This is a genomic window from Catalinimonas alkaloidigena (assembly GCF_900100765.1).
GTDB classification, from domain to species: Bacteria; Bacteroidota; Bacteroidia; order Cytophagales; family Flexibacteraceae; genus Mooreia; species Mooreia alkaloidigena.
The window spans coordinates 198979-219344 of record NZ_FNFO01000004.1; the positions used below are offsets into that span (position 1 = coordinate 198979).

Here is a 20366-nt window from a genome sequence, read left to right on the forward strand (position 1 = left end):
CACAAAATCTCTTGTTATGAAAACACTTGTGCTGGAAGAACCCGGCAAATTTAACTATACCGATACCCCTTTTGACACGACCCTGCAACCCGACGAAGCCCTGTTGAAGGTGCACCGAATCGGCATCTGCGGCACTGACTACCACGCGTACAGCGGCAATCAGCCCTTTTTCTCGTATCCCCGCATCCTGGGCCACGAGCTCGGGGTCGAAGTGCTGGAAGTAGGAAGCGCGGTCGATCACGTCAAGGTGGGCGATAAATGCTCGGTCGAGCCGTATCAGAATGCCCAGTTGGACCATGCGGTGCGGCGGGGCTTCACCAACTGTGGCGAAAACATTTCGGTATTCGGCGTGCACCAGGACGGCGGCATGCGCGAATACATCAAAATGCCGGCGAAATACCTCCACAAGTCCGCCACGCTCGACTACGATGCACTGGCATTGGTGGAACCGCTGGGCATTGGCTGCCACGCGGTGAACCGGGCGCGCGTCCAGGCCGACGACACGGTGCTGGTGGTGGGGGCCGGGCCCATTGGGCTGGCGACGGTTCAGTTCGCAACGGCCACCGGAGCGCGTACGGTGGTGATGGATGTAAACGAAGACCGCCTGAAGTTTGCGAAAACCGTATTGCCGATCGACGGCACCGTGGTGGCGGCGCGCGACGAGACGCTGGCGCAATTACGTGCCCAGTTCGACGGTGATCTCCCCACGGTGGTATTCGACGCCACGGGCAATCGCCATTCTATGAGCAAAGCGCTGGAGTATGCCGCGCCTGCCGGGCGTATTGTGTTCATCGGTCTTTTTCAGGGCGATTTTTCGTTTCACGACCCCTACTTCCACAAAAAAGAGCTGACGCTGATGGCGAGCCGGAACGCCCTGCCGAGCGACTTCAAACAGATCATCCGCATGATGGAAGAAGGTAAAATCGATACGCGCGCCTGGATCACCCACCGTAGCAGTTTCGAAAACATGGTCGACGAATTTGAGCGCTGGCTCAAGCCCGAATCGCAGGTCATCAAGGCGGTGGTTTCGCTCTAGCGTTTTTTGGGTCAGGCAACCAACAAAAGGACCGGCTTCTCGACAGGAGCCGGTCCTTTTTGCAAGGCAGTCCGGGAAACGGGTTAGACGTTCACCCAGGCTTGTTTCTTGTTGCTTTCGATGATGCGCTCGCAGATCAACAGCTCGCGCAGGCCGTCGGCGAAGGTCGGGAATGAAGGATTGTCGGGCTGTTTGCCCTCCCGCACCGCTTTGTACACTTCTTTGAACAATTGCTTCGACGTGTCGGGGAAGCCCTCGTTATGCCCACCGGGGAACGAGATCAGCGCCGCGCTTTCGCGATGAACCAGGGCCGGATCGCGCATCAGCACTTCGTTGGCCGAATCGCGCTTGCCGATCCAGACATCGTTCGGCGATTCCGAGCACCAATGCACGGTTTGCTTCGAGCCGGAAATTTCCAGGTTGATGCGGTTTTTCCGCCCGGCCGACACTTGGCTTACCGTAATGACTCCTTTGCTGCCGTCGTTGAAACGGAGCATCACGGTGGCGTAATCTTCCGTATTGATCGGCACGTCCGCGTAGTCTTCCGGCTGCAGCATTTTGCCCGAATAGGTTTCTACTTCTTTCAGCGGTTTCTTGCGGTTGGGGTGCACCGTCGCGAAATCGGCCATGACCTGGACTACTTCCAGCCCGGTGATGTATTCGATCAGGTCCATCAGGTGCGAGCCGATGTCGGCAATGGCCCGCGAATCGCCCGATTTGTCCGGCTCCAGGCGCCAGTTGTAATCCGTCGCGTAGAACAGCCAGTCTTGCAGATAGGTACCGATTACCGAATGGATGTTCCCCAGCTCGCCCTTTTCGCGCATGGTCCGCATGTGGCGGATCAGCGGGTAGTAGCGCAGGTTGAAGTGCACGGCATTTACCTTCCCGGTTTTGGCGGCCAGCGCGACCAACTCTTCCGCTTCTTTGACGGTGTTGGCCAGCGGTTTCTCACACACCACGTGCTTTCCGGCTTCCAGGGCCGCTTTGGCCATCGGAAAATGGAGGAAATTGGGCGTACAGATGTGTACACACTCGATCTCCGGGTCGGCCAGCATGTCGTCAAACTTGCCGTAGGCTTTTTCAATACCCAGGGTTTGTGCTTTGGCTTTGGCAATCTCGTCGCCGAAGTCGTTTACGGCGACCACTTCGACGTCGGGGAGGCGGCGGAGGGCTTCGATGTGCGCAGGCCCGATAAAGCCCAGTCCGGCGACACCTACTTTTGTTTTTTGCATGAAACGTGTACAGTAAATGGAAGATTGAATAGAACTTGTTTTGGCACCAGCCGCCTTTGCCTGGAGTCGGGAAACCCGAACCGCTTGGTTCCGAAGTGTGCGTACGCAGCGTGTCACGGATCGCACCCGTCGGAAAAGCAGAGGCCCTGCTGACGCACGGGGCAGCAAAGTATCATTTTCCTGCACAAACTGCCAAGTCTGCGCCCAAGTAGTGCAAAAAGCTTAGGGTTGCTCGGGCAGGGGCAGTTCCACCACGCCCCCCGACACCACAAACTTCATGGCCTCGGCTCCCGAAATGGTCAGGGGCGTGACCCACCCCTTCGGCACCAGGTACACATTGCCCGAAAAGTTGTAAGAATGAGGCACATAGACCGCGACTTGTCCCGGCAGGTGCCACGCCGCCAGATCGGGCTGCGTAATAAATCCCACGCGCCGCAATTCGGACGTCTCGCTCAAGCGGATCACCACGGGATGCTCAAACTTCTTTTTATCCCCCACAAACGCCGAGAGCAGATCTTTCAGCGAGGTATAGATGATTTTGACCAGCGGCAGGCGATTGAGCAAGGCATCCGTCCACCGGAACAACCAATTGGCCAAAAATGTAGAACCCAGCCAGCCGAACAGCGTGATCAGCGCTGCGGCCAACACTAACCCCAGGCCGGGTACGGTGATGTGCACTCCGGCATACTGTTCGATCAAGCGGTAAACAATCACGTCGACCCCGCGCACAAAGGCGATGACGACGTACAGGGTAACGCCCAGCGGCACCACCAGCAAAAGTCCTTGAAAAAAATAGCGGAGCAGACGGTTCATACGCATACAAAAAAGGCCCCGTGATGACGGAGCCTTTTTATCAAAAGAATGATAAGTTCTACTAGAGGGCGATTCCGCTGAACGACAGAAACGCCAGGCCCATCAGTCCGGTGATCAGCATCGTGATGCCGATGCCCTTCAACGGATCAGGCACGTTCGAATACTTCAGTCGCTCGCGGATGGCGGCCAGAGCCACAATGGCCAGCAACCAGCCAATCCCCGACGAAAATCCGTAGACGGTCGATTCTACAAACGTGAGTTCTTTCTGGATCATGAACAGCGAGCCACCCAGGATGGCGCAGTTCACCGCGATCAGCGGCAGGAAGATCCCCAACGAACCGTACAGCGAAGGCGATACTTTTTCAATGACCATTTCTACGAGCTGTACCAGCGCCGCAATGGTGGCAATGAACATGATGAACTGCAGAAACTCCAGGTTCACGTCGGCGAAGCTCGCGCTCAGCCAGGCCAGCGCCCCTTCTTTCAGCACGAATTCCTGCAACAGCCAGTTCAAAGGCGCAGTGATGGCCAGTACGAATACCACCGCCGCTCCCAGACCTAATGCCGTAGAGACCTTTTTGGAAACGGCCAGGTAAGAACACATGCCCAGGAAGTAGGCGAAGATCATGTTTTCGATGAAGATCGATTTGATCCCCAGGTTAATAAGTTCCATGATGAAGCGAAAGGATTGGAATTAATGAGACTCTACGTAACCGCTGATCGAGCGCTGTACCCAGATGATCAGACCGAGGATCATGAACGCCCCGATCGGCGTAACCATCAGGTTGTTGGCCGGGTAAGTAGTCCAGCCGATGGCTTCGAATACTTTGAAGCCGAAGATCGCGCCGCTGCCGAGCAGTTCGCGAAAAAAGGCCACCGCCAGGATGATCCAGGCGTACCCCATGCCGTTCCCCAACGCATCGAGGATCGAGTCGAAAGGCTTGTTTCCCATCGCATAGGCTTCAAGGCGGCCCATCACGATGCAGTTGGTAATGATCAGCCCTACAAAGACCGACAGCATTTTCGAAATGTCGAAGAAGTAGGCTTTCAGCACCTGGTCGACCAACGCCACCAGCGTCGCGATAACAGCCAGCTGTACGATGATCCGCACACGGTTCGGGATGATGTTCCGAATCAGCGAAATGGTGAAGCTCGACAGCACCATTACGGCAATTACCGACACCGACATCACAAACGTCGGTTGCATCTGCGTCGTGACCGCCAGTGCCGAACAAATGCCCAATACCTGTACGGTGATGGGGTTCGACTCGTCAAGCGGATCTTTTAAGAGCTTTCTCCGCTTGGGGGAGAAAAGAGGTTCCGAAGGTTTTTCCTTTACTAGTGGCTTTTCAGCGGTTTCTGTAGCCATGAGGCAAGCTATTTAAGCGTCGTAATTCGATTAATTATTCAGGGAGAGCGAGGTGCTGTCCACATTATGAACGGGCTCTGACGGCGGTGCAGGCACTTCTTTGCCCGGTGAAGTCGGCTGATCGCCACCCTGCACTTTTTTGATAAAGGGCTCGTAGTACGACAGATACGCCTGCAACATGTTGTTGACACCTTTGCCGGTCAGCGTTGCCCCCGACATGCCGTCTACGTGGAAATCGTCGTAGTTGGTATCGTTGCCAGATTCGCCTTTCACCATCGTGACCGACACCAGGTCGCCACTTTCATCGTAGATGTGCTTGCCCTTGTAGCGGGCCTGCAAATAGCGTTCGGCGATACGAGCGCCCAGACCCGGTGTTTCCGATTTATGATCGAAAACGACCCCACGAATGGTGTTCAGGTCTTTTTCCAAAGCCACAAAGCCCCAGATCTTATCCCACAGGCCGTTGCCGTACATCGGCAGAATGTAAGACTCTACCTTGCTGGAATCGCCTTCTTCGGTCAGCATGAAGACCGGATACAGACGCTGCTCCGGAGCTTTTTTGTATTCGCCGCCAATTTCTACCTTCTCTGCCACGATGGGGCTTCCATCGGGACCGGTCGTTACTTCATTGCCGTTGATGTCGACCACGGTGCTCTTGATGCGCCGCTCATAAAGGCCCAGCACATCGTCCTTACTTTTGTCGATGTCCATTACCGCACTCAAAATCTGGGTTTTCGTATCCAGATCGAGGGCTTTGCGTTGTGCTGGCTTGAGGCTGGTAGCCGCCAGAGCCAGTAGTCCGCCGAGGATGATGGTCAACCCGGCAGAAAATCCAATGACGTATCCGTTAGACTGTTGCACGTTTCACTCTCCGTTTTTTGTTCGCTTCTACTACAAAATGGTCGATCAGGGGGGCAAACACGTTCATCAGCAGAATGGCCATCATGATGCCTTCCGGATAAACGGGGTTGAACACCCGAATGATGATGGTAAAGAACCCGATCAGGAATCCGTAGATCCACTTCCCGGTCTCGGTATGGGCCGCCGATACCGGATCGGTTGCCATGTATACCGCACCAAACATCAAACTCCCGATCAGCAGGTGATAATAGGCCGGCATAGCCATGTAAGAGTTCACGGCCAGCGCATTTACCAGAAAACCGGTTGCCAACGCCCCTACCAATACGCTCAACACGATTTTCCAACTTCCCGTGCCCGTAATGAATAAAATAAGCGCTCCGATGATGATCATCAGTTTAGAGGTCTCCCCGATGGAACCGGGAATGGAACCGAGGAACAGACTCTTGATCGAATACAGGTCGTAAGGCGCCCAGCTACCGATACTCGCCAGGGCTTCCAGGGCGGTTTGCCCGTTGGCCGTCACGTTGTTCTCGGCGATGATGCCCAGCGCCGTTGCGCCGCTGAAACCTTCTACCGCCTGCGCATCGCCCAGGTAAGTCCACACTTCCGAACCGGAAATGTAGGTCGGGTACGCAAAGTAGAGAAACGCACGCGCGGTCAGCGCCACGTTCAGGACGTTCATGCCGGTGCCGCCAAAAACTTCTTTCGCAATGACGACAGAGAAGATACAAGCCAGGGCTACCTGCCACAGCGGAATGGTCACCGGCATAACGAGCGCGATGAGCATCCCGGTCACGAGGTATCCTTCGTTCACCGGGTGACGACGCATGGCCGAGAAGATAAACTCGACCGTTAGACCCGCCACGTACGAAACGATGACGATGGGCAGGACCAGTTCGGAACCCAGCAGGATTTTCTCCAGGAACGAGGCGTCTTCGCCCACAGCGATGTAGTGCTGATGTCCGGCGTTCCAGATGCCGAAAAACAGCGTAGGCAGCATGGCAATAACCACGGTCATCATCAACCGCTTCATGTCCATCAGGTCGCGAATCTGCGTGCCGCGCGCTCCAGTCGTATGATCAGGAGTAAATAAAAACGTTTCGAAGGCTTCGAAACCGTAGTAGAGCTTCTCCCACTTTCCGCCCTTCGCAAAGTTAGGCTTCAGGTCGTCAAGTGCTTTCCTTATGGCATTCATAAAGTTGTATATCCGGTATAATTAACTGTTGCGCATTAACTCTATGCCTTCCCGCACGATGGCCTGTACTTCCATCTTCGAGACATCGATGTACTCACAAAGTGCCAGATCTTCCTCTACGATTTCGTAGATGCCCAGCGCCTCCATGTTATCGTAGTCCTGCGCCATGATGGCTTTCAGCAGATACTCGACGTACACGTCCATCGGCAGCACTTTTTCCATAAGGCCGGTCTGTACAAATGCCCGTTCTTCCCCGTTCACGTTGGTATCCATCACGTACTCTTTCGTTTTCGGATTGAAGTACGACAGAAGACCGAACGCACGCTGGAAGCTGTATTTTTCTTTGATCGGCGTGATCCAACCCAGGAACCGATGGTGATTGCCTTCCGGAATGATCGTCAGCATGCTGTGGTAGAAGCCCAGGAACCCGTTGCCTGCAATGCGTTCGCCATTCAGGACATTTCCGGAAATGAAACGCACGTTATCGCTGTGCACGTTGCCCTGCGTCAGCTTGTCGATGCGCATGCCGTTCAGCACGCGGTAGTACTGAGGCTGCTTTACTTCCGAGCCGGCCACGGCCACCACTTTGCTGGCGTCGTACTTCCCTTCCAGGAACAGTTTACCGATCTGGATAGCCCCCACGGGCGTAATGGTCCACACCAGGTCGCTCTTGTGAATCGGCGCCAAGTGGTGAATCTGCACCCCCACGTTTCCGGCAGGATGCGGTCCGCTGAATTTATTGACCTGCACACCTTCTAGCTGCGAAAACAGCGACGACACTTCCGCGTCGGCGTTCAGGTTTACGTGAAAAATTCCGCTGGTGAACTTTTTCAGCACCTGAATTCCGGCTTGCAGGTATTTCTCCTCACCCCGGTACGCAAACCCGAAATCGGGCGCCAGGGGGCTGGAATCGAATCCCGACATGAAGATGGCTTGCGGCGTATCGGCCGGATTCGCCACCACCCCGAACGGACGCTGGATGATGTGCGGCCATACGCCGCTGGCCAGCATCTGCTCTTCGGCTTCTTCGCGCGAGAGGTTGATCAGATCCGAGGGCGTATACTTTTGGAAGGATTCGTACTCGATCTGTTTGTCGGCCAGGACGTGAATCTCCAACAACCGGCGTTTCTCGCCACGCTTGACTTCCACCACTTCGCCGCTTACCGGCGAGGTAATGTTCACGCGGTCCATCGTTTTGGAGCGAAACAGCGGGGTGCCTGCCTTTACATTATCGCCTTCCTGCACGAGCAGTTTCTGACGACCAATGCCCTGAAAGTCGGAGGGTTTTACAGCGTACAATTCTGACGGTGTAGAATCGACGATTTTTTTTTCGGCCTTGCCAGCGAGATTAAGGTCTAATCCTCTCTTCAGCTTAATGGTTTTGGACATGGTCCGGATTGCGAATAGATGAGGTTTTGGGTACTAAAAAACGGGGCAAAAGTAGTAACCACTCCTGAATTTTACTACTAAAGATCCCATGAAATATTGTTAGGAACCTACATGGTTAATCCGCTCAGTATCAATCGACTCAAGTTAGAGTGCAGGTTCAAACTCAGGATTGCTGAGCAAATTGTCGCGTACGCGCTCCATCAGCCACATGGGCGTGGAGGTGGCTCCGCAGACCCCTACACGGTCCTCAGGACGAAACCATTCGGGACGAAGTTCCGTCTCGTTCTCGATAAAGTAGCTTTGCTCGTTGTGGGCTTTGCACACCGCAAACAGGGCTTTGCCGTTGGAGCTTTTGCGACCGCTTACAAAGACGATCACATCGTTTTCGGCGGCAAACTTACGTAGTTGGGGTTCGCGGTTCGACACTTGCCGGCAAATGCTGTCGTTCGCGTCGAAGTTTTTCAGGCCCGCTTCGCCCCCCGCCTGCGCGATTCGTTCCTCGATCATGGCCTTCATGTGATAAAAGCCCTCGGTGCTTTTGGTCGTCTGGCTAAAAAGGGTCACGGGACGGCTGAAGTCGATCTGGCTTAGGTCTTCTTCGGTCTTGACCACCACCGCTTCGTCGTGGGTCTGGCCGGCCAGTCCTACAACTTCGGCGTGGCCGGGCTGCCCGTAAATGACGATCTGCCCTTTTACGTCGGCAGTTTTGTCGTAAGCGGCTTTTACGCGGTTCTGAAGTTTCAGCACCACCGGACACGACGCGTCGATCAGCTCAATGTTGTTCCGCAGGGCCAGTTCGTAGGTTTCGGGGGGTTCGCCGTGGGCGCGGATCAGCACTTTGCAATCGTGCAGGGCTTGCAGCTCTTCGCGGCTGATTACCCGCAGGCCTTTGGCGTGCAGGCGTTGTACTTCCATGCTGTTGTGGACGATGTCGCCCAGGCAGTACAGTACCTCAATGTCTTTCATGGCCTCTTCGGCCATTTGGATGGCGTATTCCACGCCAAAACAGTATCCGGAATTCTGATCGATGATTACTTCCATAATATACGTTTCCCTCAAGCCTTTCCGACAGACAGACGACGGATGCGTGCGCTAGTTAGCAGCGCATGGCGACTCTCGCAACATAAATTCGAGAAAATTGGTGCACATACACGAATTCATTCTTTTCCGTCGTGCATGCGTGTGCGGGCGCGTTCTACGACCCACGCAACCTGCTGCGGAATGGTCAAATGCGTGGTATCCAGCACTTCTGCATCGTCGGCCTGCCGCAGGGGCGTATCGTCGCGCGATGTATCAATTCGGTCGCGATGCGTCAGATTATCCCGAATTTCCTGCAACGAAACGTCCTGCCCTTTGGCCTGCAACTCGGCCTGCCGGCGTTCGGCGCGCACGTCCATGTCGGCCGTGACGAATACTTTCAGTTCGGCCTCGGGAAATACGTGGGTACCCATGTCGCGCCCTTCGGCCACCACGCCTTTTGCCTGGCCGATCTGCTGCTGCTGTGCCACCAGAAACCGCCGCACGGCCGGCACGGCACTGACTTCGCTCACTTTCGACGAGACGGCCATGCTCCGGATGGCGTCTTCTACGTTGGCGCCGTTCAGGAGCGTGTCGCGTCCGCCGTCCGCTCGCCGTTCGCCGAACGAGACCCGAATGCGCGGCAACGCCGCAGCCACGGCATCAGCATCGTTCCAATCGACATGATTTTCCAGAAAGTAATGGGTAACGGCCCGGTACATGGCACCGGTATCGAGGTAGGTATACTGCAACGCATCAGCCACGAGGCGGGCGGTGGTGCTTTTGCCACAACCGGAGTATCCGTCGATGGCTACGGTAATTTTATGCATAACAGCGGCTCAGCAGTCTTTTACCGGACAGGGAATCGGGCCCTTGCGCGGTTGCTGGCGTCCTTTTTTGTGGGTTTTGCAAGAATCGAGCGCAGTCATGCTCACCGCGAGCATCAGTCCCCAATACACCAATCGTCTTCTCATCGTGTTGAAATCCAGGTCATCAATAGAACGTGTACTGACTACGCGTTTCAGGCCGCAAAATTGTACCTTACCGTGCACTTTTCAAACCAGAAACACCATTCTTTCCTACAAGGTGCTGTAAGCATCTGGTTGATACAGAGCGATTAACGCCGCGGTGTTTCCCCAACTCTCCCGCCTGCCCCCTCCTGTTCCAATTACCCCCGCCGCCTCTGAACCAGAATGCCGACGCAACCTCCCCAGTCGTAACTTTTGCTGCCTACCCGCTTCAAAATGAATAACTTGGCGCTCCATTTTCTCAGCTTTCTCCCATGGCTGCCTCGTTTACCCTCTTTACCCATCTGATCGACCTGCATCAGCGCCGGACCTATCCGGCCGAGATTACCGTGCAGGACGGACGCATCCGGCGCATTGCTCCGACCGATCAGCCCGTTACCCATTATGCCCTGCCTGGCTTTGTCGACGCCCACGTACACATCGAAAGTTCCATGCTGACGCCCAGCGAGTTTGCGCGGCTGGCGGTGGTGCACGGCACGGTCGCGACCGTTTCCGACCCACACGAGATCGGCAATGTGCTGGGCGTACCGGGCTTGGAATTTATGATCGAAGATGGCAACAAGGTACCCTTCAAGTTCAGTTTCGGCGCGTCGCCGTGTGTCCCCGCCACTCCCTTCGAAACCGCCGGTGCGACCCTGACGGTCGACGACGTTGCGCACCTGCTGGCGCGCGAAGAAGTGCGTTACCTGTCGGAGATGATGAACTGGCCGGGCGTTTTGCAGCGCGATGCCGACGTGATGGCGAAGATCAACCTGGCCCACCAGCACGGCAAGCCGGTCGATGGCCACGCCCCCGGCCTGCGCGGCGAACAGGCCCGGCAGTACGCCGCGGCTGGGATTTCTACCGACCACGAGTGCTTCACGGCCGACGAGGCCCGCGACAAACTTGCCTGCGGCATGCACATTCTGATTCGGGAAGGGAGTGCGGCCCGCAATTTCGACGCTCTGATCGACCTGATGGGCGAAGCGCCGGAGCGCCTGATGTTCTGTTCGGACGACAAACACCCCGATGCGCTGGTAGAAGGCCACATCGATCAACTGGTCAAGCGTGCGCTGGCCAAGGGATTTGACCTGTACGACGTGCTGCGGGCGGCGTGTGTCAACCCGGTGGTGCACTATCGTATGCCGGTCGGGCTGTTGCGCGAAGGCGATCCGGCCGATTTCATCCTGGTGGACGATCCAACAACGTTTCGTGTATTGAAAACCTGGATTGATGGTGAGCTGGTGGCAGAGCAGGGCCTGACGGCTCTGGCCTCGCAACCGTGCGAGCCGCTCAATTCCTTTGAAGCTCATCCCAAACAACCCACCGCTTTTCGGGTGGCGAACGAAGGCCCTACCCTGCGGGTGATCGAAGCGCTGGACGGGCAGCTGATTACGAACGTATTGGAACTGCCACATCGGCAGACGGGCGCGTGGATCGAGGCCTCGGTGCCCGATGATCTGCTCAAGATTGCGGTCGTGAATCGCTATCAACCTGATGCACCGCCCGCGGTCGGGTTTATAAAAGGCTTTGGATTAACGCAGGGTGCGCTCGCTTCATCAGTAGCACACGATTCGCACAACATTGTGGCGGTCGGGGCAGACGACGCGTCGCTTTGCCGGGCCGTCAACGCGGTGATCCGGGAGAAAGGCGGCATTGCAGTCGTGCATCAAGAAGCGGTAGCGGTGCTTTCGTTGCCGGTGGCGGGGCTGATGAGTACAGAAAACGGCTACGAGGTGGCCAGGCAGTATGCTACGCTCGACCGGCAGGCCAAAGAATTGGGAAGTCGGCTGGGGGCGCCGTTCATGACCCTGTCATTTATGGCACTTCTGGTTATACCCCGGCTGAAAATGAGCGATCGCGGTCTGTTCGACGGAGAAGCGTTTACGTTCGTAAAGCCCGTCGAATAGACCGCGACCGTCAAAGATAGGGAGAGCGGATAACGGAACTACTAGTTTTGAGAAGTCAGGATATGTTGAACAAGCGCCGTACGGTTCAGCCGATGGTCAACCACTACTTTCCGACTCGGGGCAGCGGGCGCAGGCATCCGTTTGTTCATTTGCTCCAGGTTGCTGTGCGCTGCGGCAATCATTTTTTTAAGATCGTTATTGATGGCAGCCAGGCTCTTGATCAGATCTTTCATATGGTTCGAGTTCATACGGGTAGCCAGTTTGGGAATGAAGTAAGATTAATTAAAAAAATCGGGCAACAGGTAGATTTACGTCGTTTCGATTGGATTCGTTTACAAATGTAATAGAATGTGAATATTTTAACAAAAAATTATCACATAATTGCTTAGTTTTTTTATTACTTCTTGATTGTCAAGAACTTTATTTTCGTATGATCCGCAAGTGGCTCCACAAATTCTACGTAATATATGTCCTGGCGACCTTCGTGGGACTGATGTTAATCTTACTTCCCCTCTTAACATTACCCTTTTTGTTTGGTGACAAATACGGGGGAAGAGTTGCCTATTTCTTTTTAGGGGTGTGGTCGTTTTTCTTCTCGCTGCTGGTTGGCGTGCGCTACCGTACGTACGGACGGGAGCACCTGCAAAAAGGTCAGCCTTACATCTTTACGTCCAATCACAATTCATTCATGGACGTGGTGATGTCGGTACGTGAAGTTCCGGGGCAGTTCCGTCCCCTGGCGAAGTCGGATTTGCGCAATACGCCGATTTTCGGATGGATTTACCGGGGTGCTACCGTAATGGTAGACCGCACGAGTGCCGAGAGTCGTCGCAAAAGTTTAAAGGAGTTAAAAGCGGTACTGACGAAAGGCATTTCGGTGTTTGTGTTTCCGGAAGGGCGGATGAACCGGACCTCTTCCCTGCTTACGCCTTTCTACGACGGAGCCTTCCGGATTGCGATCGAAACGCAAACGCCCATTGCCCCGATTGTCATTCTGAACACGGGTTACATCATGCCCTATTTCAACAAGGATTTCCATCCGGGGGTGATCACCACCTATTTCCTGCCGCCGATCGAAACCAGGAACATGACGCTGGCCGACGTGCCCGATTTAAAAATGCAGGTCTATAACCAGATGCTGGCGGTGCTGGAGGGCAACGTAAGTTCGCACAACAAAGTCGTCTGAAACGCTTAGGTGCCCCGACGTTTGGCACGCGCGGTGGGAGTAGCGGCCAGCGGATCGTCGGGCCAATGGTGCTTGGGATACCGCCCGCGCAGGTCTTTCCGCACGTCGAAATACGTGGTGCGCCAGAAACTGTGGAGGTCTTGCGTAACCTGCACCGGGCGGCCGGCGGGCGAGAGCAGATGCATCATCAATGGCACACGGCCGTCGGCAATGCGCGGGGTTTCCAACATGCCAAATACTTCCTGCAGGCGCACGGCCAATACCGGAGCGGCAGGATTGCTGTAGTCGAGGGGTCGTCGCGAGCCGCTAGGGACCACAAGATGCGAAGGTGCCATCCGATCCAGTTCCTGACGTTGCGTCCAGGCCAGCGGGCTCAGCAGCGCTTCTGCCAGGTCGAGGCGGCGCAGGTCATCGAGGCGTTGCATCCCCACTAGAAACGGCCCCAGCCAGTCGTCCAAGTGCGTTGCCAGTGCAGCGTCGCTTACGTCAGGCCAGGGATCTCCCACCACCTGTCGCATGAACCCTAACCGGGCGCGCAGGTGCTCAGTGCCGTCATCCCACGGTAACACCTGGAGACCTGTCTGCCGAATGCCGTCCAGCAACGCCTCCCGCACAGCTACCTCTCCGGTCTGTGCCAACGGTTTTTCTTGTAATACCAACGCTCCTAACCGCTCGGTGGCCTGGGCGCGCACCACGCCGGCGGCGGCATCCCACCGGACCGCTTCTGCCCGCTCAATCTCTTCCTTAAAGTGAGTATATAGTTCTTGTTTGGTAATTTCTGCAGCCAGAAAGATCCGGGCGGCGTTGCCCCGCCCGTCCAGATGAGCCGCCACCAGAAATTCAGCACGCCCCAACGACTGATGCCCCGTCAGCTGAGCCGTGGGGCCACTCCGCAACCGGTATCGCTCTGTTGACGTCGCTTGGGTCGGTTGCCCCAACCGCTGAGCGATGCGATCCGGGTACGCAAACGCCAGCAACAGCCCTGCCGCCGCAGGATCGGGGTCGGGCACAAGCCGCCGTTCGCCCAGCTGTCTAGCCAAGTGTTGCGCTTGCTCCCAGGCCCGCGCCAATGCCCCCCGATCCGCCTGCATGCCCGCCCATTGGGACGGGGCGCGCCCTTTTGCGGTGGCTGCCAGGGCTTCCAGACGTATGCCCAGATCGATGTCCAGCAACTCGGGCTGTGGGGCTCGCAGCGGGTCTCGTTCCAGCAACAGCCCCGCCAGATGGCATGCCAGCGCCGTCTGCCCGATTTCTTTTCCGCGCAATACCAAGTGGGCGAGTCGGGGCGGCAGTCCCAACGTAGCCATCTGCTGCCCGTGTGAGGTTACTTTTCCAGCGGCATCGAGTGTGTCCAGCGAGTGCAACAAAGCCCGGGCCTGCGCAAAAGTACCCGCCGGTGGCGCGTCAAGCCAGGCCAGCTCACCAGGGTCCCGAATGCCCCATACAGCCAATTCCAGCGCCAGGGGTGCCAAGTCGGCCTGTAGAATTTCCGGCGCATTAAAAGGCGCCAACCCGGCATGCGCCGCTTCGGTCCACAGGCGGTAGCACCAACCCGGTGCCGTTCGTCCGGCCCGGCCCTGCCGTTGCGTGGCCGAGGCCTGTGAGACGCGAACCGTTTCCAGGCGACTCAGGCCGGTACGGGGATTGAAACGCGGTACACGACTCAGCCCACTGTCAACGACCACCCGTATGCCTTCGATGGTCAGGCTGGTTTCGGCAATGCTCGTGGCCAGTACGACCTTGCGGCTGCCGTTCCCGGCGGGTGCCAATGCCCGGTCCTGCATTTCCGGCGACAGATCGCCGTATAGCGGGTAAACTTCCCACGACGTATTGCCCAGTTCGGCTAGGTGCGTAGCCACCCGACGGATTTCGGCGGCACCCGGCAGAAAAACGAGTGCGTCGCCCGGGTGCTCGCGCAGGGCGACAGCAACGGCGCGAACCACCTGCTTTTCGATCCGGTCGTGGTCTTCGCGAGGCAGGTACAGCGTCTCGACGGGATAGCTTCGTCCTTCGCTGGTCAACAGGGGAGCCTTTTCCGATCCGTTGGCCAGCAGCACAGCAATGGGGTCGGCGTCCAACGTGGCCGACATCACCAGGAGGCGCAGGTCAGGCCGCAGTACTTGTTGGGATTGCCGGGCCAATGCCAATCCTAGGTCGGCCTGCAGGCTGCGCTCGTGAAATTCGTCGAACAGAATGATGCCTACCTCTTCCAGGGCCGGATCGTCCTGCAACAGGCGCGTCAGAATGCCTTCGGTCACCACTTCGATGCGGGTATTCGGTCCGACCACGGTCTGTAACCGCACGCGATAGCCTACCGTCTCCCCTACGTTCTCGCCGAGCAACTGCGCCATTCGCCGGGCCGCGGCCCGGGCCGCCAGTCGCCTCGGTTCCAGCACCAGAATTTTGCGCCCCACCAACCAAGGTTCGTGCAACAGGGCCAGCGGCACCAGCGTCGTCTTTCCGGCACCCGGAGGCGCCTGTAGTACCACAGCGGCGTGTACACGCAAGGCGTCGCGCAGGTCGGGCAAGAGGGTCTCGATCGGCAAAGGCATGCCGCAAAAGTAAAATTCTCCGGGGCACTCCGGCTCGGCTGGCAGGGCCTAAACGCAAAAAACTCCGCAGCGGGCGGAGTTTCGTATGTGCAAAGTCGGTTGGGAGGTCAGGGAGCCACCGTGGTGTTTTCCTGCCCCATCATTTTGTCGATCTGCTTCTGTAATTCAGGGCTTTGCTGATACGCCAGCAGAATTTCCTGAAATTTTTCGGGTTCCAAGCCGGTCCGCCGGATGGCCCGCACAATCTGGCTGGTCACCTCGGTTCGAATCTGGTTGATCTGTTCGCCGGCTTTGGTAAAGGCTGCGAGCTCTTCTTCGGTCGGTAGCATCGTACTGTCCGAAACCAGCGTCTCTCCGCTGGCTTGCTGCTGCTGGAATTCCACAATTTCGTTAAAGCGATCCAGATTGAGATTTTCCTCTTCGATGGCCCGAAGCGACCGCTTGTTGGCGTTCTGCTCAATCTCGTTGACACGGTTCACGGCTAAGGCAAACTGCTTCAACTCCTGCTGGGAATAGGTCACGGGAGGCGTCTCGACCGGTTCGGCAGGGGGTGTCTGGGCAATGACCAAACCACCGCAAATGCCAACCCAAATGGCAACCAGCATGATGTACCGGAAAAGAAAGAAAGGATTACTCATGGAAATGAACTGTGGGAGCTATTCGTGCAACTAGGACCTGAAGCGAATGCTGGTAAGAGAGACTATCTGAAAGAGGCTTCCGCATCTACGCCTCTAACCGCCTTACCCGAAACATTCCTATTTTCTCCAGATTATTCACAAATTTATACCATAAGTAGGTGAAATTGCAAATTTCTAAGCTTACACGTGGAGAAAATGTGTAATTATCCTCTTTCTCAGAAATAAAATCATTGATAATGAGTCACTTACATAGATAACCCCAAAATAACAAAAAATACGCTCGTGTAAGATACCTCTCAAAAATTTACTTAAGGCCGGGGAAAATCGACCCAAACGCGTATTTTCTGGCTTCCTTCAGGAGCGGCAATCCACTTCGGGCCTTCCCGGAGTACACGCACCGCTTCCTCGGCAAAACCGAACCCCGGATCTTTGGGAACGTGGAAATCGGTTAGCGTACCATCTGTTTGCACCGTAGCTTCAACCAGCACACGCGTGGTAGAATCAGCACGCGGCCGAGCAGCTTCCGGATAGCGCAGGTGGACGCGCATGTATGCGTAAAGGGCTGGATAGCCCCCCACGGGTTGGGGAAGTTCTGGAGTCGCTTCGGCGTTTGCCTCTGCGGCACGCAGTCGCGCAGTTTCCGCAGCATTCTCGGCCATGGGCACCACTACGGACGCCTGTTGCCCCACCGCGACTTCCTGGGTGCGGTACCCCGACGACGAAATCACCAACGCATCGTCGTGCTCGACTTTGGGCAAGGCAAATCGCCCGGCCATGTCGGTAGTGGTCACTTCTGGTTTGCCCTTTACGGCTACCCGTGCTCCCGGGATGGGTTTGTCGCTTCCGGCCAGCACCACCTGCCCATGCAATGCCCGTACGGTCCGTACCTCGCCCAGTCCGAACAAAGTATCGCCCGGAAACGGTTTTTCGGCCGTATCAAGCACAAAGGGGGTCACTTCGGGGGGAGCATAGGCCAGATCGGCTTCGCTGGCAACCGGGGGGCGGGCGGTGACCTGTGTCGGCAGATTGTTCGCCTGCGGGAGAGAAACGGCCTCGTCGTCGGCGAATGCGCGTGCCGCCTTGCTTTTTGCGGCAGGAGGAGCGGCATCGTGCCTTGCTGCGGGTGCGCTCTTTTTTTGGGCCTGTGCCCTGTCGGGCGGAGGGAGCTGCGCTACGGCTTCTTCTTGTGCCCGCTCTGCTTCCGCTGACTGCACTTCCGTTCCAGGGGGACTCGTTTCTGCATCGGTTTCAGGAGAAGGCACTTCGCTGGTAACGGGCGGCATCACCGCGACCGAAGCCGGATCGGGTTGCAGTCCGCTCATCCACCAGACAGAACCGGTCACCAGACACAACAGCACCGATGCGGCGGCCACCATCCAGCCCCAGGACGTGCGGGTATCACCCTGGGTTCGGGCACGCAACTGTTGGTTCAACGCATCGAGCGAAGCCCGTACGCGTTCCGGCGGAAGCTGCGCCCATCCTTCGGCGGCATCGGCGTGGAACGGATGTTCGGCCAGCCACGCTTCTACCCGCTGCTGCGCCGCCGGAGACAGTTCGCCCTTCCGGAAACGTTCCAGTTGCTCAGGGGTCGGTCGGTTCAGTTCAGGATCGGTCATCGTACTTCTCCACGTAAATTTTCAGGTTGCGCTTTCCGTTTTGCAGGTAGCTCTTCACTTTTTTCAGGTCGTAGCCCGTTAGGTCCGCAATTTCCTGGTAGCTGCGCTGCTGTCGGTAAAACAAATCGAGGCACCGCTGCTGTTCGATCGGCAGGGTGTCCAGGCCCTTTTCGAGCAGTTGCAGTGCCGCTTCCCGGGGGTCTTCTTCTTCAGGATGCACCGCCTCGTCCGATTCCATAAAGGGTTCGTGCACGTTGCGTTTCCGCAGTTGCCCAAGGCAGTAATTTTTGGCCGTTACGTAAAGCCAGGGGGCAAATTCGCGCACGTCGTGTTTCTGCAGGCTCGTGACCAACTGCTCAAAAATCTGCATGACGGCGTCTTTGCTGTCCTCCTCGTGTTTCAGGTATTTCAGGCTTACCCCGAACACCAGATCGGTATAGCGTCCGTACAACTCGCCCAGCACCGCCACCTCGCCCGTGCGTCGGTAGCGCGCCAGAAGCTCGGCATCGGTAGCGGGCGGTTTACGACGGAACAGGCGCATGCGCAGCGATACTAATTTTTTTTGGAGGGAAGATATGGAATTTCTGCCGGGCGTGCATCCCTCCGGAAAAGCAACGTTATGAGAACCTACCTGATTGTAGGCTGGCTCCTGCTGGCCCCTCACGCTTTCGCGCAGACGCGACAGATCACCGGACACGTAACCGACGGAGACGCGCAAAGTGCCATTCCGGGTGTGAACGTGCTGGAGAAAGGCACCGCGAACGGCATAATTACCGACGTCAACGGGCACTACACGCTGAGCGTAACCGCTAACGCGACCCTGGTGTTCAGTGCGGTTGGCTACATGACCCAGGAGATAGCCATACAGAAAGATTCCGTCCTTGATGTACAACTGGCGGTAGACGTTAAAGCGCTCAACGAAGTGGTAGTCGTCGGCGACGCCGTTGCCCAACGTCAGAGCATAACCGGCTCCGTCGCGACCGTCCAGCGTTCCAGACGCAAGCAGCCTAGCCAAGTTGCGCCTGCATACGACCAAAGCTGGGCTCCAGCGCCCGTCTATCCCGACGATGAAGAATACGAATTGCCTGAAGAGGCGGGGTTTCTACACGTCAACAAACAGCCGCTTTCGACCTTTTCGATCGACGTAGAAGCCGCCTCGTACAGCAATGTCCGGCGTTTCCTGAACCAGGGCCAACGCCCCCCGCAGGAAGCCGTGCGCATTGAGGAAATGATCAATTACTTCACGTACGACTATCCGCAACCGAAAAACGGAGCGCCTTTTTCCGTCACGACCGAACTGCACGCCTGTCCCTGGAACGAACGACATCAATTGCTACAAATCGGCCTGCAAGGCAAATCCATTCCCACCGAAAACCTCCCGCCGGCCAACCTGGTCTTTCTGATCGACGTGTCGGGTTCGATGCAGTCGCCCGAAAAACTGCCGCTCCTGAAGTCGGCCTTTCTGCTGATGATCGAGCAACTGCGTCCGCAGGACCGGGTGGCGATGGTGGTCTATGCCGGAGCGGCGGGCGTGGTGCTACCCCCTACGTCCGGTCGAGAAAAGGAAAAAATCCGGATGGCGCTGCAACAACTCGAAGCGGGCGGGTCTACGGCCGGTGCCGCCGGACTGGAACGCGCCTACCAACTGGTGCAGGAGCATTTTACGGCTGAAGGCAACAACCGCGTGGTGCTGGCGACCGACGGCGATTTTAACGTGGGTATTTCGAATAACCACGAATTGGAAAAACTGATCGAACGGAAGCGGGAGTCGGGCATTGCGCTGACGGTGCTGGGCTTCGGCACGGGCAACTACAAAGACGCGAAAATGGAACTGCTGGCCGACAAGGGCAACGGCAATTACGCCTACATCGACAACCTGAAAGAGGCGCAGAAGGTGCTGGTGCAGGAATTTGGCGGCACGCTGTTCACCATTGCCAAAGACGTGAAGCTGCAACTGGAGTTCAACCCGACGCAGGTGCAGGCCTACCGCCTGATCGGCTACGAGAACCGCCGCCTGTCCGACGAGGATTTCAACGACGACCGCAAAGACGCCGGCGAGCTGGGCGCGGGCCACACCGTGACGGCCCTGTACGAACTGATTCCGGCCGGGGCGGAAAACGATCCGGACCTGCACGCCGTCGATCCGCTGAAGTACCAGCCCAACCCGACGCCCCGCCCGCAACCCAACCTCTTTCTGGAGGAGGTGATGACCGTCAAACTCCGCTACAAGGCACCGCAGAGTCGTAAAAGTGAGTTGCTGACGCACGTGGTGCATCGGCCAGATGTCCGCATAAAGGCTTCTGACAACTTCCGCTGGGCCTCGGCGGTAGCGGCCTTCGGCATGATCCTCCGGGATTCAGATTACAAAGGCTCCGCCTCGCTCGATGCTGTTCTGGCCTGGGCGCACTCGGCCCGCGGCGAAGACGAAGAAGGCTACCGCGTCGAATTTATCAACTTAGTCAAGTCAAGTCGTTTTCTGGCCAAACGATAAACCATCAGGGCTTTGAAGGTAAACTTCAAAGCCCTGATCGATTTTCGAGTTCAT

Annotated in this window: 18 protein-coding genes; 4 read left to right on the forward strand and 14 right to left on the reverse strand. The window is 56.8% G+C overall.

The features are described 5' to 3' along the window. The first annotated feature begins 16 nt into the window (after positions 1-16). Positions 17-1036 (forward strand): zinc-binding alcohol dehydrogenase family protein, encoded by a 1020-nt coding sequence (locus tag BLR44_RS11745; RefSeq protein WP_089682022.1) that lies wholly within the window; start codon positions 17-19, stop codon positions 1034-1036. An 83-nt stretch (positions 1037-1119) separates the two neighbouring features. Here BLR44_RS11745 and BLR44_RS11750 read toward each other — a convergent pair whose 3' ends face one another. The 9 genes from BLR44_RS11750 to cmk form a co-directional block, all read right to left on the reverse strand. Continuing rightward, positions 1120-2268, reverse strand: a complete 1149-nt coding sequence (locus BLR44_RS11750; RefSeq protein ID WP_089682024.1) for a Gfo/Idh/MocA family protein — start codon at positions 2266-2268, stop codon at positions 1120-1122. 222 nt (positions 2269-2490) lie between these two features. Continuing rightward, complete coding sequence (locus BLR44_RS11755; RefSeq protein WP_245706038.1) at positions 2491-3081, reverse strand: DUF502 domain-containing protein; 591 nt, start codon at positions 3079-3081, stop codon at positions 2491-2493. 61 nt (positions 3082-3142) lie between these two features. Further along, positions 3143-3754: an NADH:ubiquinone reductase (Na(+)-transporting) subunit E gene (gene nqrE / locus BLR44_RS11760; protein ID WP_089682028.1), complete on the reverse strand. Its 612-nt coding sequence runs from the start codon at positions 3752-3754 to the stop codon at positions 3143-3145. Between the two features lie 21 nt (positions 3755-3775). Further along, positions 3776-4450 (reverse strand): NADH:ubiquinone reductase (Na(+)-transporting) subunit D, encoded by a 675-nt coding sequence (locus tag BLR44_RS11765; protein ID WP_089682031.1) that lies wholly within the window; start codon positions 4448-4450, stop codon positions 3776-3778. A 30-nt stretch (positions 4451-4480) separates the two neighbouring features. After that, the gene (gene nqrC, locus BLR44_RS11770) at positions 4481-5311 is read right to left on the reverse strand and encodes an NADH:ubiquinone reductase (Na(+)-transporting) subunit C (protein ID WP_089682033.1); all 831 of its coding nucleotides are present in this window, start codon (positions 5309-5311) and stop codon (positions 4481-4483) included. Beyond that, positions 5298-6506 carry an NADH:ubiquinone reductase (Na(+)-transporting) subunit B gene (locus BLR44_RS11775; protein WP_089682035.1) on the reverse strand — a complete coding sequence of 403 codons (1209 nt, stop codon included), beginning with the start codon at positions 6504-6506 and terminating at the stop codon, positions 5298-5300. The genes nqrC and BLR44_RS11775 overlap by 14 nt, the downstream gene beginning before the upstream one ends. A gap of 21 nt (positions 6507-6527) precedes the next feature. Next, positions 6528-7895, reverse strand: coding sequence for a Na(+)-translocating NADH-quinone reductase subunit A (locus tag BLR44_RS11780; protein ID WP_089682037.1), 1368 nt, complete (start codon positions 7893-7895; stop codon positions 6528-6530). Between the two features lie 144 nt (positions 7896-8039). Next, positions 8040-8936 carry a 4-hydroxy-3-methylbut-2-enyl diphosphate reductase gene (locus tag BLR44_RS11785; RefSeq protein ID WP_089682039.1) on the reverse strand — a complete coding sequence of 299 codons (897 nt, stop codon included), beginning with the start codon at positions 8934-8936 and terminating at the stop codon, positions 8040-8042. Between the two features lie 116 nt (positions 8937-9052). Beyond that, positions 9053-9742, reverse strand: coding sequence for a (d)CMP kinase (gene cmk / locus BLR44_RS11790; RefSeq protein ID WP_089682041.1), 690 nt, complete (start codon positions 9740-9742; stop codon positions 9053-9055). A 452-nt stretch (positions 9743-10194) separates the two neighbouring features. Between cmk and ade the strand changes: the two genes are divergently transcribed. Beyond that, positions 10195-11829 (forward strand): adenine deaminase, encoded by a 1635-nt coding sequence (ade, locus tag BLR44_RS11795; protein ID WP_089682043.1) that lies wholly within the window; start codon positions 10195-10197, stop codon positions 11827-11829. A 41-nt stretch (positions 11830-11870) separates the two neighbouring features. Here the strand turns inward: ade and BLR44_RS11800 are convergent, their stop codons facing one another. Beyond that, entirely contained in the window at positions 11871-12062 is a 192-nt protein-coding gene (locus tag BLR44_RS11800; RefSeq protein ID WP_089682045.1) for a hypothetical protein, read from the reverse strand. 197 nt (positions 12063-12259) lie between these two features. On the opposite strand from BLR44_RS11800, the gene BLR44_RS11805 reads away from it, so the two are divergent. Further along, positions 12260-13015: a lysophospholipid acyltransferase family protein gene (locus BLR44_RS11805; RefSeq protein WP_089682046.1), complete on the forward strand. Its 756-nt coding sequence runs from the start codon at positions 12260-12262 to the stop codon at positions 13013-13015. 5 nt (positions 13016-13020) lie between these two features. On the opposite strand, the gene hrpB is transcribed toward BLR44_RS11805, so the two are convergent. The 4 genes from hrpB to BLR44_RS11825 form a co-directional block, all read right to left on the reverse strand. Further along, on the reverse strand, positions 13021-15567 hold the full coding sequence (gene hrpB / locus BLR44_RS11810; protein ID WP_089682048.1) for an ATP-dependent helicase HrpB: 2547 nt from the start codon (positions 15565-15567) through the stop codon (positions 13021-13023). A 107-nt stretch (positions 15568-15674) separates the two neighbouring features. Next, the gene (locus BLR44_RS11815) at positions 15675-16205 is read right to left on the reverse strand and encodes a DUF4168 domain-containing protein (RefSeq protein WP_089682050.1); all 531 of its coding nucleotides are present in this window, start codon (positions 16203-16205) and stop codon (positions 15675-15677) included. 308 nt (positions 16206-16513) lie between these two features. Continuing rightward, positions 16514-17821, reverse strand: a complete 1308-nt coding sequence (locus BLR44_RS11820; protein WP_089682053.1) for a carboxypeptidase-like regulatory domain-containing protein — start codon at positions 17819-17821, stop codon at positions 16514-16516. Continuing rightward, positions 17808-18362, reverse strand: a complete 555-nt coding sequence (locus tag BLR44_RS11825; protein ID WP_176956008.1) for an RNA polymerase sigma factor — start codon at positions 18360-18362, stop codon at positions 17808-17810. Before BLR44_RS11825 ends, BLR44_RS11820 begins: the two co-directional genes overlap by 14 nt. A 78-nt stretch (positions 18363-18440) precedes the next feature. Between BLR44_RS11825 and BLR44_RS11830 the strand changes: the two genes are divergently transcribed. Beyond that, entirely contained in the window at positions 18441-20312 is a 1872-nt protein-coding gene (locus BLR44_RS11830; RefSeq protein WP_089682054.1) for a vWA domain-containing protein, read from the forward strand. Positions 20313-20366 lie beyond the last annotated feature (54 nt).

Coding starts and splice junctions, on each gene's coding strand:
- BLR44_RS11745 (WP_089682022.1), top strand. CDS start 17: ATGAAAACACTTGTGCTGGAAGAACCCGGCAAATTTAACTATACCGAT.
- BLR44_RS11750 (WP_089682024.1), bottom strand. CDS start 2,268: ATGCAAAAAACAAAAGTAGGTGTCGCCGGACTGGGCTTTATCGGGCCT.
- BLR44_RS11755 (WP_245706038.1), bottom strand. CDS start 3,081: ATGAACCGTCTGCTCCGCTATTTTTTTCAAGGACTTTTGCTGGTGGTG.
- nqrE (WP_089682028.1), bottom strand. CDS start 3,754: ATGGAACTTATTAACCTGGGGATCAAATCGATCTTCATCGAAAACATG.
- BLR44_RS11765 (WP_089682031.1), bottom strand. CDS start 4,450: ATGGCTACAGAAACCGCTGAAAAGCCACTAGTAAAGGAAAAACCTTCG.
- BLR44_RS11775 (WP_089682035.1), bottom strand. CDS start 6,506: ATGAATGCCATAAGGAAAGCACTTGACGACCTGAAGCCTAACTTTGCG.
- BLR44_RS11780 (WP_089682037.1), bottom strand. CDS start 7,895: ATGTCCAAAACCATTAAGCTGAAGAGAGGATTAGACCTTAATCTCGCT.
- BLR44_RS11785 (WP_089682039.1), bottom strand. CDS start 8,936: ATGGAAGTAATCATCGATCAGAATTCCGGATACTGTTTTGGCGTGGAA.
- cmk (WP_089682041.1), bottom strand. CDS start 9,742: ATGCATAAAATTACCGTAGCCATCGACGGATACTCCGGTTGTGGCAAA.
- ade (WP_089682043.1), top strand. CDS start 10,195: ATGGCTGCCTCGTTTACCCTCTTTACCCATCTGATCGACCTGCATCAG.
- BLR44_RS11800 (WP_089682045.1), bottom strand. CDS start 12,062: ATGAAAGATCTGATCAAGAGCCTGGCTGCCATCAATAACGATCTTAAA.
- BLR44_RS11805 (WP_089682046.1), top strand. CDS start 12,260: ATGATCCGCAAGTGGCTCCACAAATTCTACGTAATATATGTCCTGGCG.
- hrpB (WP_089682048.1), bottom strand. CDS start 15,567: ATGCCTTTGCCGATCGAGACCCTCTTGCCCGACCTGCGCGACGCCTTG.
- BLR44_RS11815 (WP_089682050.1), bottom strand. CDS start 16,205: ATGAGTAATCCTTTCTTTCTTTTCCGGTACATCATGCTGGTTGCCATT.
- BLR44_RS11820 (WP_089682053.1), bottom strand. CDS start 17,821: ATGACCGATCCTGAACTGAACCGACCGACCCCTGAGCAACTGGAACGT.
- BLR44_RS11825 (WP_176956008.1), bottom strand. CDS start 18,362: ATGCGCCTGTTCCGTCGTAAACCGCCCGCTACCGATGCCGAGCTTCTG.
- BLR44_RS11830 (WP_089682054.1), top strand. CDS start 18,441: ATGAGAACCTACCTGATTGTAGGCTGGCTCCTGCTGGCCCCTCACGCT.